The sequence below is a fragment of the Pseudomonas sp. PS01270 genome (assembly GCF_029959775.1).
In the GTDB taxonomy this organism is placed as follows: Bacteria; Pseudomonadota; Gammaproteobacteria; order Pseudomonadales; family Pseudomonadaceae; genus Aquipseudomonas; species Aquipseudomonas atacamensis.
The window spans coordinates 25227-37501 of sequence record NZ_JASCPT010000054.1; the positions used below are offsets into that span (position 1 = coordinate 25227).

Below are 12275 nucleotides of genomic sequence, written 5' to 3' on the forward strand. Positions count from 1 at the left end.
GATTGTGGTGTAGCTGAAATCCATCCCCCTCACCCCAGCCCTCTCCCCCAGGGGGGCGAGGGGGAAGGGAGCCGATCTCCATGCTCTCCCGAATCTGTATTCGACTCGATATTGCAGGTCGATCTAACCCACAAGAACACCTCGGTCAGTCCCCTCTTCCTCTGGGAGAGGGCTAGGGTGAGGGGCTTTTGATCTTCACGCGGTAAGCGGAAATCCGCTCACTCAACCCAATCAGTCGGCACAAATCCGCTCACTCCTCCCCGCCACCCCCTCTAAACCGGCCCCTCCCCCCTTGGCACACCTCCTGCTATAGCCCTGGCAGGCTGCGTTCCGACGCGCTCCACAAAAACAATTAAACGAAGGATCCTTCAATGGATAACTCCAACGCCCTGCCCCTTGGGTCGGCTGCCGTGCCGGCCAAACCGAGAACCACCGCCAGCCGGATCAAATCGATCTTCAGCGGCTCTGTCGGCAACATGGTCGAGTGGTACGACTGGTATGTGTATGCCGCCTTCTCCCTGTACTTCGCGAAAACCTTTTTCCCCGCCGGCTCCACCACCGCGCAACTGATGAACACCGCAGCGATCTTCGCCGTGGGCTTCCTGATGCGTCCGATCGGTGGCTGGCTGATGGGCATGTACGCCGACAAGGTCGGGCGCAAGAAAGCGCTGATGGCCTCGGTGTACCTGATGTGCTTCGGCTCGCTGCTGATCGCCCTGAGCCCGAATTATGAAACCATCGGCATCGGCGCGCCGATCCTGCTGGTGTTCGCCCGCCTGCTGCAAGGCCTGTCGGTCGGCGGCGAGTACGGCACCTCGGCGACTTATCTGTCCGAGATGGCGACCAAGGAACGTCGCGGCTTCTTCTCCAGCTTCCAGTACGTGACCCTGATCTCCGGCCAGCTCATCGCCCTTGGCGTGTTGATCGTGCTGCAAAACATGCTGACCACCGAACAGCTCTACGCGTGGGGCTGGCGTATTCCGTTCGCCATCGGTGCGCTGTGTGCGGTCGTGGCGCTGTACCTGCGTCGCGGCATGGAAGAAACCGAATCGTTCACCAAGAAAGAGAAGTCCAAGGAAAGCGCGATGCGCACCTTGATGCGCCACCCGAAAGAGCTGTTGACCGTGGTCGGCCTGACCATGGGCGGCACCCTGGCGTTCTACACCTACACCACCTACATGCAGAAATACCTGGTGAACACGGTCGGCATGAGCATCTCCGACTCGACCACTATTTCCGCCGCCACACTGTTCCTGTTCATGTGTCTGCAACCGATCATCGGTGGCCTGTCGGACAAGATCGGCCGGCGTCCGATCCTGATCGCGTTCGGCGTGCTCGGTACGATTTTCACCGTGCCGATCCTGATGACCCTGCACACCATCCAGACATGGTGGGGCGCGTTCTTCCTGATCATGGCGGCGTTGATCATCGTCAGCGGCTACACCTCGATCAATGCGGTGGTCAAAGCCGAATTGTTCCCGACCGAAATCCGCGCCCTGGGCGTTGGCCTGCCGTACGCGCTGACCGTGTCGATCTTCGGCGGCACTGCCGAATACATCGCGCTGTGGTTCAAGAGCATCGGCATGGAAACCGGTTACTACTGGTACGTCACGGCGTGCATTGCCGTGTCGCTGCTGGTGTACATCACCATGAAAGACACCCAGAAGCATTCGCGGATCGTGACTGACTGATAGGGCTACTTCGCTGGCAGGCCACAAAATCTGTGTCCTGCCACGAACCCTACGGGGTCTCGCGTCTGGCTGGAAATATGCGCCGGGTCCTTGCACTATGGCTGCATCCGAATGCAGCTCAGGAATCCGCTCCCCATGCCCGATGACATCCATTTCTACGAACCCGCCAACGGCCACGGCCTGCCTCACGATCCGTTCAACGCCATCGTCGGCCCGCGCCCCATCGGCTGGATTTCCTCCCAGGATGCCGAAGGCCGGCTCAATCTCGCGCCATACAGTTTCTTCAACGCCTTCAACTACGTGCCGCCGATCATTGGTTTTTCCAGTGTCGGGCGCAAAGACAGTCTGAACAACATCGAGCAGACCGGGGAGTTCGTCTGGAACCTCGCCACGCGCCCGTTGGCCGAGCAGATGAACCAGAGCTGCGCGATGGTCGCGCCTGAGGTCAACGAGTTTGAACTGGCGGGGCTGACCACCGTGGCGTCAAAGGTGATTTCGGTGCCACGGGTCGCCGAGAGTCCAGTGTCCTTCGAGTGCAAGGTCACGCAGATCATCCAGCTGCAACGCGCCGATGGCGAAACCGTGCCGAGCTGGCTGATCCTCGGCGAGGTGGTCGCGGTGCACATCGCCAAATGGCTGCTGAAGGATGGCATCTACGACACCGCCGCCGCACAACCGATTTTGCGCGGCGGCGGGCCGGCGGATTATTTCCAGCTGGGGCCTGAGGCGCTGTTCAAAATGTGGCGCCCGGGCGCACAGAAGTAATTACCAGATCAGCTCGGCGTCATCGGTGACGCCCTTGAGCTTGTCCAGTTCGTTGATGGCTGCATCATCGGCAGCAATGGCGCCAGGAAACACCTGCTCATTGAGCAATTTGTGAAAGCGTGGGGCGCCGCCATCGACCAGGGCCTTTACCGCGATCGCCGCGTAATAACCCTTGTTGCCGCCCAGCTCGACGGGGACGACTGCGGAGACTGCTTCGAAGCGTTCAAACTCTTTACGTGCCATGTCGCGGATCCTGGCTCAATCAAATAAGCCGGACATTAAACCCTCAACCGGCAAGTTTGTGTATCGGCGCGGCGCATTGACCGAGGGCCTGCGCGGCGGAAACGTCCCTGAAGGTGTGGAAGTCGAGGCTGTTGACCACCAGGTCCTGCACCAGCTCGGCGAAGACTTCCATTGACGGACTGTTGAAATACGTCGTCATCATCTGTTGGCTGCTCCAGTAGCCGCTGACCAGCCACAGGTCGGCGTCGCACTGCGAGTGTTGCAGGGAAAAACTCAGGCAGCCGGGCGCCGCGCGCGAGACCTCGATCAACGCGCTCAGGCGCACGCCGAGTTCCGCCGAACGCCCGGCCTGGGCACGAACGAAGGCCATATGACTGACAGGCATTTGCTTGGACATGATCAACCCTCCATGAAATCGCGTGGCAGCCGGGGGACGGGCTGCGACTGAAGCAAAGATTAAGGGCCGGGGCCGCAGCGCCGTTAGTCGATTCCTGCCTTCGCGTTGCACAATCCTGCGAGACTGCGCAGACGACCTGTAACAACCTGTAAACCCGCGCAACACGTCTGTCATACGCGTTTTGTGTAGGAGCTGCCGAAGGCTGCGATCTTTGGCTTTTGCCTTGAAGATCAACGATCGCAGCCTTCGGCAGCTCCTACGGAATCGACTGGCGGGAGACCTGCGCGCACCTGCGGGCAGAATCAGGCAAGCATTTGGCAGAATGTGTCTACCGCTGCTGCTTGCACAAACATATGCTCTGCTGCATTCCCCCCTCACTTGCCGAGGATGCCGTGCATGACGTCATTCGATCGTTTTCAAGCCGAACCCAGCGCCGATATGGAAAAGCAGCGCGCGGAGCTGGCGGCGATCATCCGCCGCAACACCAGCGACGATGGCAGCTACCAGACTGCCATCGGCTCACTGGTGATGTCGCGTCACACCCAGTCCCATGACTTTGCCCCGGTACTCGCGCAGCCGGCGCTGTGCATCATGGCGCAGGGGCGCAAAGAGGTCCGCCTGGCCGACGAGTTCTTCAACTACGACCCGCTGAATTATCTGGTGGTGTCGGTTTCGATGCCGCTCAGCGGCCGCGTGGTCAACGTCTCGCCAGAGGAACCGATCCTCGCCGTGCGCCTGGATATCGACCCGACCGAAATCACCGCGCTGATCGCCGACGCCGGCCCGATGGGCGTGCCGACGCGGCCGACCGGGCGTGGTCTGTACGTGGAAAAAATCGACAGCGCCATGCTCGACGCGGTGCTGCGTCTGGCGCGGCTGCTCGACGCGCCGAAAGACATCGCCATGCTCGCGCCGCTGATTCGCCGGGAGATTCTCTATCGCCTGCTGCGTAGTCCGCAGGGTCATCGATTGTATGAGATTGCGATTGCCAACAGCCAGAGCCATCGCATCAGCCAGGCCATCAAATGGCTCAACGGCAACTTCGAGCAACCGCTGCGCATCGATGATCTGGCGCGGGAAGTGAACCTCAGCGTGTCGACCCTGCATCACCGCTTCAAGGCGATGACCGCGATGAGTCCGTTGCAATATCAGAAGCAGCTGCGCCTGCAAGAGGCGCGGCGGCTGATGTTGACCGAAGGCCTGGAAGCTTCGGCGGCGGGGTATCGGGTGGGCTATGAAAGTCCGTCGCAGTTCAGCCGCGAGTACAGCCGCCTGTTTGGCGCGCCACCGTTGCGGGACCTGGCGCGGTTGCGGCTGTCGGTGTAACTCCATAGAGGCCCCTCACCCTAGCCCTCTCCCAGAGGGAGAGGGAACCGATTGGGGGATATTGGAGAGGTTCAGCGACTTGCGATATCGGTGCTGAATCCGGAATCAGCCAAGCCAGGCCAACCCGGCGTTGGGTTGATGACCTTCAAATCCTAATCGACTCGGTTTTTCAGGTCGACGGAGAACGCAAGACATCTCGGTCAGCTCCCTCTCCCCCCGGGAGAGGGCTGGGGTGAGGGCAGGCTTCTACACCGCGCGCACGACGTGCTTGATCTCCAAAAACGCCGCCAACCCCCAAGGCCCCAACTCTCGACCGACACTGCTCTGCTTGTACCCACCCCAAGCCGTCTGCGGGAAAATCACCTGCGGTGCATTGATCCACACCAGCCCTGCCTGCAAGGCATTGGCCACGCGATCTGCTGCGGTGGCATCGCGTGTCACTACACTCGCCACCAGGCCGAACTGCGTATCGTTGGCCAAGGCAATCGCTTCAGCCTCGCTGCTGAAACTGCGCACACACACCACCGGGCCGAAAATCTCTTCACGCCATAAGGCGCTGTCCAGCGGCACGTCGGTGAACACCGTCGGTTGCAAAAAATAACCGCGCGGCAAATGCGCCGGACGATTGCCGCCGCACACCAACCTCGCCCCGGCGCTCAAACCGCGATCAATATGCCCAAGCACCCGTTGGTACTGCGCCTGATTGACCAGCGCGCCCATCTCCACGTCCGGATCGAACGGATCGGCCACTCGAATCGCCTCCGCACGTTTTTGCAGGCGCTGAAGAAATTCATCCATCAATGTCTCGGCGACAAGCACGCGACTGGTGGCCGAGCACATCTGCCCGGCGTTGAAGAACGCCCCGCCACACGCCAGTTCCACCGCCAGCTCCAAATCGGCATCCGCCAGCACCAGCAACGATGATTTGCCACCCAGCTCCAGGCTCACACCCTTCACGGTTTCGGCAGCGCGTTGCATCACCTGCACGCCAACCGCATTGCTGCCAGTGAAGGAAATTCTGGCGATGCGTGGATCGGCCGACAAAGGCGCGCCCACCGCCAGACCAGTGCCGCAGACCAGATTGAACACGCCGTCGGGCAACCCGGATTCAGCGATGATCGCGGCCAGTTCCAGCTCCGGCAGCGGCGTCACTTCAGAAGGTTTCAGCACCACGCAGCAACCGGCGGCGAGCGCTGGCGCCAGTTTCCACGCGGTGGTGACCATGGGGAAATTCCACGGCACGATCAGCCCGACCACGCCGCAGGGTTCACGCCGCAAGCGTGCGCTGAAATCCTCGCTGGGCAGCGGCACGGTGCTGTCCTGCCCGGCGTCGAAGCCTTCGGCGAGTCCGGCGTAATAGTCGAAAGTGGCGATCACGTCATCGACATCGATGGCCGCTTCGAACTGCGGTTTACCGTTGTTGCTCGACTGCAGGTTCATCAAGTAATCGCGACCGTTGCGCACGCCGTTGGCAATGTTGCGCAGGATCGCAGCGCGTTCGGCGCCGGTGGTTGTCGACCAGTGTTCGAACGCCTCGGTCGCCGCGCTGATCGCCTGGTCGACGGCGTGTTCGTCACCGCCATTGACGGTGGTCAGCAGCGCTTCGGTAGCGGGATTGATCACCCGCAGATGTTCGCCCCCCGCCGACCATTGACCGTTGATGTAGAGTCCGTCGAGTGTGGTTGGAAAACTGATCATTGGGCCACCGCCTGCATCCACTGGTTCTGGTCGATTTCAATCAGCGTCGGGCCTTGCCGGTCCGTCGCCTCGCGCAGCGCTGCGCGCAATTCGTCGATGCTGCTGATGGCTTGCGCGGCGCAACCGAGGCCCTTGGCCACGGCGACGAAATCCGGGGTGTAGATGTCCACGCCGACCGGTTCGATGGCGCGGTTGACCATGTACTTTTTGATCTCCTCGTAACCCTGGTTATTCCACAGCAGCACGATCACCGGCACCCGTGCTTCAACGGCGCTGGCCAGTTCCGGCAGGGTGAACTGCAAGCCGCCGTCGCCGATCAGGCACACCACCGGCGGTCGCGCGCCGTTATCGAGTTGGCCGCCGAGCCACGCACCAATCGCCGCCGGCAACGCATAGCCGAGGGTGCCGTAACCGGTGGATGCGTTGAACCAGCGACGCGGACGCTCGGGATTGAAGGTGAGGTTGCCGGTGTACACCGGTTGCGTGGAATCGCCGACGAACACCGCGTCAGGCAGCTCGTGCAGCACGGTTTCGAGGAAACGCGTCTGCGCCAGCGCCGGTGCATCCCAGCTCGCCGCCAATTCATTACGCAGACGCGCGGCGCGAACCTGGCCCCAATCATTGCGGCGCTCGGCCAGCGGCTTTTGCATCAGCGTGCTGAGCAAGGCTTGCGCGGCGTTGCGCGAATCAGCGACCAGTGCGATGTGCGGCGGGTAGTTGCGCACGGTCTGATCGGCATCGATGTCGATGCGCAGCAGCTTGCCGGGAATCTCGAAGCCGCCGGCGAAGGTCACGTCGTAATCGGTCTCGGCCAGCTCCGTGCCGATCGCCAGCACCACGTCGGCTTCAGCGACCAGTGCGCGGGTGGCGACCAGGCTTTGCGTCGAGCCGATCAACAACGGATGGCTGGTCGGCAGCATGCCTTTGGCGTTGATGGTCAGCGCCACTGGAGCGTCGAGCAATTCGGCGAGTCGGGTCAGCTCCGGTGCCGCGTCGATAGCACCGCCGCCGGCGAGAATCAGTGGACGTTGCGCGGTGGCGAGCAGTTCGCTCATGCGGGCCACGGCAGCCGGTGCGGCGCCGGCACGGTCGATATTCACCGGCAGGCTGGCGAGCAACTCATCGGCCTCTTCCACCAGCACGTCCAACGGAATTTCGATGTGCACCGGACGCGGTCGACCGGCCTGAAACAAGGCAAACGCACGCGCCAGCACCACCGGCAGTTCGGCAGCGGACATCAGCGTGTGCGAGAACGCTGCGACGCCGCCGACCAGTGCGCTCTGGTTCGGCAGTTCATGCAACTTGCCGCGCCCACCGCCCAACTGACTGCGCGACTGCACGCTGGAGATCACCAGCATTGGAATCGAATCGGCGTAAGCCTGGCCCATGGCCGTGGTGATATTGGTCATGCCCGGGCCGGTGATGATGAAACACACACCGGGTTTGCCGCTGGTGCGCGCGTAGCCGTCAGCCATGAACCCGGCGCCCTGTTCGTGGCGAGGCGTGACGTGGTTGATGCTTGAACGCGCGAGGCCTCGGTACAGCTCGACGGTGTGCACACCGGGAATGCCGAACACCTGCTCGACCCCGTAATTCTCCAACAGCTTGACCAGTACTTCGCCGCACGTTGCCATGTTGATTGCCCTTTCATTCACTGAACACTCCCTGTGGGAGCGAGCCTGCTCGCGAATAAGCGGTCCAGCCAACATCCGTGTCGAACCTTGAACCGTCTTCGCGAGCAGGCTCGCTCCCACAGGGTCCGTGGAGTGCCCATTGGAACGGTGCGCAACTGGCAGCAACAATCGATTAAAAGTCATACTAGCCATGTCCCCACGTCATACCTCGGATCGCCATGAAACGCCTGCCCCCCCTGCCCGCTCTGCATACGTTCTGGATCACAGCGCAATGCTGCAACTTCACTCGCGCCGCCGAGCAGTTGCACATCACCCAGGGCGCGGTGAGCCGGCAGATCGCCGGGCTCGAAGAACAGCTCGGTTATCCGCTGTTCATTCGTCTGGCCCGAGGTCTGGCGCTGACGGCCGAAGGCCGCGAATGGCTGCCGCGAGTGGAAAAGGTCTTCGGGCTGATCAGTGAAGCGACCGAGCAGATCGGTCTGACGCGGCAAACCTTGCAACTCAAGGCGCCGAGCTGCGTGATGCGCTGGCTGCTGCCGCGTCTGCTGCAATGGCAGAAGGAGCGCCCGGACTTGCCGGTCAAATTGACGGCGTCGCTGCAACACGGGGTGGACTTTCAGCGCGAGCAATTCGACGCCGCGGTGATCTACGGCCCGCCGCCGGACCATTCGCCAGGCGCGCTGCATCTGTTCGACGAGCAACTGACACCGGTCTGCTCGCCGCAATTGCTCGAGGGTTCGCCGGCGCTGAACTCACCGCAGGATTTGCAAGAGCATCTGTTATTGCACCCGACCCACGACATTCAGGACTGGTCGGTATGGCTTGATGCAGCGGGATTGCGCCTGGACAACCTTGGCAGCGGGCAGCATTTCGAAACGCTGGATCAGGCGATGTCGATGGCCTCGCACGGGACCGGGGTGGCGATCGGAGACTGGTCGCTGATTGGCGATGATCTGAACGCAGGACGGCTGGTGATGCCGTTTGCGTTGAAGGTGAAGACGGGGTTGGCATATTACGTGGTGGTGCCTGCTGGAGCCGAACCCTCGCCGCAACTTGAGGAACTGATGCTCTGGCTGGTTGAGCAGGCTCATTTGCGCTGAAGCCTCTCCCCTCACCCTAGCCCTCTCCCCAGGGAGAGGGAACTGATTGGGATACTCAAGAAATTCATCGACCTGACACAGCCACGCCGAATCCACAATCGACACGGTCGTTCAGGTCAATGTGTGACGCAAGACAACTCGGTCGGCTCCCTCTCCCCAGGGAGAGGGAACTGATTGGGGATACTCAAGAGATTCATCGACCTGACACAGCCACGCCGAATCCACAATCGACACGGTCGTTCAGGTCAATGTGTGACGCAAGACAACTCGGTCGGCTCCCTCTCTCCAGGGAGAGGGAACTGATTGGGGATACTCAAGAGATTCATCGACCTGACACAGCCACGCCGAATCCACAATCGACACGGTCGTTCAGGTCAATGCGTGACCCAAGACAACTCGGTCGGCTCCCTCTCCCCCGGGAGAGGGCTGGGGTGAGGGGAAAAGGCTTGACTCAATACCCGACCGTATAACGCTGGCGCAAATGCTTCGGCGTCTCCACTTCGTCAATCAGCGCAATCGCGTAATCGGCAAAGGTGATCCAGCTGCGTCCTTCGGCACTGACCAACAGATGATCCTTGCCGACGCGATACTGGCCGCTGCGTTCACCCTCGACAAACTCCGCCGACGGCGACAAAAAGGTCCAGTCCAGTTCCTGCTCCTGACGCAGCGCATCAAGAAACGCCGCCCCTGCGCTCGCCTCGGCTTTGTATTCGGCCGGGAAACCGGCACTGTCGATCACCCGCGTGTCATCCGGCAGCAACAGCGAACCGGCGCCGCCGACCACCAGCAAGCGCTTCACGCCTGCCTGCTTCACCGGTCCGACAATCGCCGAGGCCGGGACGGTGGCGAAGTGCGCTGCGCTGATCACCACATCGTGACCGGTCAGCGCCGCTTGCAGCGCCGCCGAATCCAGCACGTCGAGGCTCTTGCTGACGACACCAGCTCGGCTGCCGATCTTCGAGGTATCGCGGGCAATGGCGGTGACGCTGTGGCCGCGACGCAGGGCTTCTTCCAGCAGTTGGCTACCGGCACGGCCGGTGGCACCAATGATTGCGATCTTGCTCATGACATTCTCCAGTTGGCTTGAAAATGCTGCGTGTTCAGGTTCGGCTTACCACTGCATCTCGCCCTTGGCGACTTTCGCGCTGAGTTCCAGCGAGCTTTCCTCGCCCAGCTGCGGGTAGCGTTTTTTCATCGCTGCGATCAGTGCAGCAGAGTCTTTGGCCTTGGCGGTTTCGGCATCGAAGGCCTTGATGTAATCGGCAGTGAATTTCACGCTGGCCAGCGAGCGGCTGCTGTCACCCAGAAAATGGCCGGGCACCACGGTTTGCGGTTTCAGGCTTTCGATAGTGTGCAGGGTGTGCAGCCAGTCGGCGTGGGATTGCGCGGTCTGGGTGTCGGCCATCCACACATGAATGTTCTCGGCGACCACCACGCCCCCGACCACCGCTTTCAGCGACGGGATCCATACGAAGCTGCGATCCGGTTGCTTGCCGTCGAGGCCGATCACCTGCAATTGCTTGCCTTCGAGGGTCAGGCTGTCACCCTTGAGCACGTCCGGGACGATGGTTTTCGCCGGCACGTCGGCGCCCATTTTCGGCCCCCAGTACGCCAGCTTGCCGTCGACGGTGTGCTTGATGTGATCGACGGTCGGCTGCGAAGCCAGCACTTTTGCCTGCGGAAATGCTTTGGTCAGGGTGTCGAGGCCGAAGTAGTAATCCGGGTCACCGTGGCTGATGTAGATGGTGGTCAACTGTTTGCCACTGGCGTGGATCTTCTCCACCACCTGTTCGGCCTGGGATTTGCCGAATTGCGCATCGACCAGAATCGCTTCTTTCTCACCGCTGACCAGCACCGAGCTGACCGGGAAAATCGCCTGGGTGCCCGGGTTGTAGACATCAAGGCTCAGCTCGGCGGCGGATGCATGGGCGGCAAAGCCGAAAAATGCTGCGGTGAGCAGAACGCGTTTGAAGGGGGTGAAGCCGATCATTTGTTGCTCCGGATTACGAATGCCAGTCTGGCGATGCAACAGAGCTTAGTTGCCAGACTCAGTACAAAAAATGCGATGCTTGGACATAGTTTGTTTCTGAAAGCGGGCAAATCATGGATCGGCTTCAAGCAATGCGGGTATTCGTCACGGTGGTGGACCTGGGCAGCCAGTCGGCGGCGGCCGATCACCTCGACCTGTCGCGGCCAGTGGTGTCGCGCTATCTGGCGGAGCTGGAAGACTGGGTCGGTGCGCGGCTGATGCACCGCACCACGCGCAAATTGAGCCTGACCGCCGCCGGCAGTGAAATCCTCCCGCGCTGCCGGCAGATGATCGACCTGTCGCACGACATGCAGGCCGCCGTCAGCGAACCCCATGACGCGCCGCGCGGATTGCTGCGGATCAGCGTCAGCACCTCGTTTGGCCAAGCGCAACTGGCCGATGCGATGGCGGCATACGTCAGGCTTTACCCCGGCGTGAGCATCGATCTGCAGATGCTCGACCGCACGGTGAATCTGGTCGATGAACGCATCGATCTGGCGATTCGCACCAGCAATGATCTTGATCCGAATCTGATCGCCCGGCGCCTGACCGTGTGCCGCTCGGTGGTCTGCGCAGCGCCGGCTTACCTGCTTGAGCATCCGGCGCCGCAAACGGTTGAGGATTTGAGCCGACATAACTGCCTGACCCATTCCTATTTCGGCAAGAGCCTGTGGCATTTCGAGGAGGATGGCGAACCGGTTTCGGTACCGGTGCAGGGCAATATCAGCGCCAACGAGGCCAGCACCCTTCTGCGCGCAACCCTGGCCGGCGCGGGCGTGGCGATGCTGCCGACCTACCAGGCTGGCGTGCATATTCACAGCGGCGAACTGCTGCGTTTGCTGCCACATGTCGAACCGCGCCAGATGAATATCTACGCGGTGTACGCCTCACGCAAACACATGCCGGCGGCACTGCGCAGCCTGCTCGACTTTCTGGTTGAGCGCTTTCCCGAGGCCCCGGCCTGGGATGCCGGCCTGTAAACCCGCTCCGACATGGGCATCAATCACCTGAATGGCCGGCTAAATCCTCAAGCGCACTCGCTGGCAAGTGCGCGCCGCTGACCTATGCTCAAAGTAATACCGCAAGGTAGACGTTCAGAGGTCGAACACCATGAACATCAAAACAAAAAGATACGCCGCCATCTTCATCACCTGCGCCGCCACGCTGGCGCTGTACGGCACCGCTGCCTGGCGGGTCGAGCAGTTGCGCCAGCTGCCGCGCGAGTATGCGAGCTGCAACTATGAGCGGTGTATTCCGCACAATGCCACGCTGAACGCATTGCGCTGATAGACCTGCGCTGGAATGCAACCCTGTGGGAGCGAGCTTGCTCGCGAAAGCGGTGGGTCAGTCAGCCTGTTTGTTGGATGACACTCCGCCTTCGCGAGCAAGCTC

The 12275-nt window shown here is 61.5% G+C and carries 12 protein-coding genes; 6 read left to right on the forward strand and 6 right to left on the reverse strand.

Annotated elements, in window-relative coordinates; genetic code table 11:
• Window positions 1-371: 371 nt before the first annotated feature.
• Window positions 372-1691: an MFS transporter gene (locus QMX86_RS16065; protein ID WP_024014128.1), complete on the forward strand. Its 1320-nt coding sequence runs from the start codon at window positions 372-374 to the stop codon at window positions 1689-1691.
• A gap of 135 nt (window positions 1692-1826) precedes the next feature.
• Window positions 1827-2456: a flavin reductase family protein gene (locus tag QMX86_RS16070; RefSeq protein ID WP_071173402.1), complete on the forward strand. Its 630-nt coding sequence runs from the start codon at window positions 1827-1829 to the stop codon at window positions 2454-2456.
• On the opposite strand, the gene QMX86_RS16075 is transcribed toward QMX86_RS16070, so the two are convergent.
• Complete coding sequence (locus tag QMX86_RS16075; protein ID WP_041479831.1) at window positions 2457-2699, reverse strand: hypothetical protein; 243 nt, start codon at window positions 2697-2699, stop codon at window positions 2457-2459.
• Between the two features lie 43 nt (window positions 2700-2742).
• Complete coding sequence (locus tag QMX86_RS16080) at window positions 2743-3096, reverse strand: antibiotic biosynthesis monooxygenase family protein (protein WP_122746747.1); 354 nt, start codon at window positions 3094-3096, stop codon at window positions 2743-2745.
• 396 nt (window positions 3097-3492) lie between these two features.
• Here QMX86_RS16080 and QMX86_RS16085 point away from each other — a divergent pair, with 396 nt between their 5' ends.
• Window positions 3493-4422, forward strand: a complete 930-nt coding sequence (locus QMX86_RS16085) for an AraC family transcriptional regulator (protein ID WP_016773445.1) — start codon at window positions 3493-3495, stop codon at window positions 4420-4422.
• A 246-nt stretch (window positions 4423-4668) separates the two neighbouring features.
• On the opposite strand, the gene QMX86_RS16090 is transcribed toward QMX86_RS16085, so the two are convergent.
• A complete protein-coding gene (locus QMX86_RS16090) occupies window positions 4669-6117 on the reverse strand; it encodes an aldehyde dehydrogenase family protein (RefSeq protein WP_282384829.1) in 1449 nt (482 codons plus the stop codon).
• The gene (locus tag QMX86_RS16095; protein WP_282384817.1) at window positions 6117-7754 is read right to left on the reverse strand and encodes a 5-guanidino-2-oxopentanoate decarboxylase; all 1638 of its coding nucleotides are present in this window, start codon (window positions 7752-7754) and stop codon (window positions 6117-6119) included. The genes QMX86_RS16090 and QMX86_RS16095 overlap by 1 nt, the downstream gene beginning before the upstream one ends.
• 218 nt (window positions 7755-7972) lie before the next feature.
• On the opposite strand from QMX86_RS16095, the gene QMX86_RS16100 reads away from it, so the two are divergent.
• Entirely contained in the window at window positions 7973-8854 is an 882-nt protein-coding gene (locus tag QMX86_RS16100) for a LysR substrate-binding domain-containing protein (protein WP_282387603.1), read from the forward strand.
• Between the two features lie 451 nt (window positions 8855-9305).
• Here the strand turns inward: QMX86_RS16100 and QMX86_RS16105 are convergent, their stop codons facing one another.
• Together QMX86_RS16105 and QMX86_RS16110 are read right to left on the reverse strand one after the other, a co-directional pair.
• Complete coding sequence (locus QMX86_RS16105) at window positions 9306-9920, reverse strand: NAD(P)-dependent oxidoreductase (protein WP_282387605.1); 615 nt, start codon at window positions 9918-9920, stop codon at window positions 9306-9308.
• Window positions 9921-9965: 45 nt separating this feature from the next.
• Entirely contained in the window at window positions 9966-10844 is an 879-nt protein-coding gene (locus QMX86_RS16110) for an MBL fold metallo-hydrolase (protein WP_243242292.1), read from the reverse strand.
• 113 nt (window positions 10845-10957) lie between these two features.
• On the opposite strand from QMX86_RS16110, the gene QMX86_RS16115 reads away from it, so the two are divergent.
• Window positions 10958-11863 (forward strand): LysR family transcriptional regulator, encoded by a 906-nt coding sequence (locus tag QMX86_RS16115; RefSeq protein ID WP_282387609.1) that lies wholly within the window; start codon window positions 10958-10960, stop codon window positions 11861-11863.
• A gap of 130 nt (window positions 11864-11993) precedes the next feature.
• Window positions 11994-12170, forward strand: a complete 177-nt coding sequence (locus tag QMX86_RS16120; RefSeq protein ID WP_016773438.1) for a hypothetical protein — start codon at window positions 11994-11996, stop codon at window positions 12168-12170.
• Window positions 12171-12275: the final 105 nt, after the last annotated feature.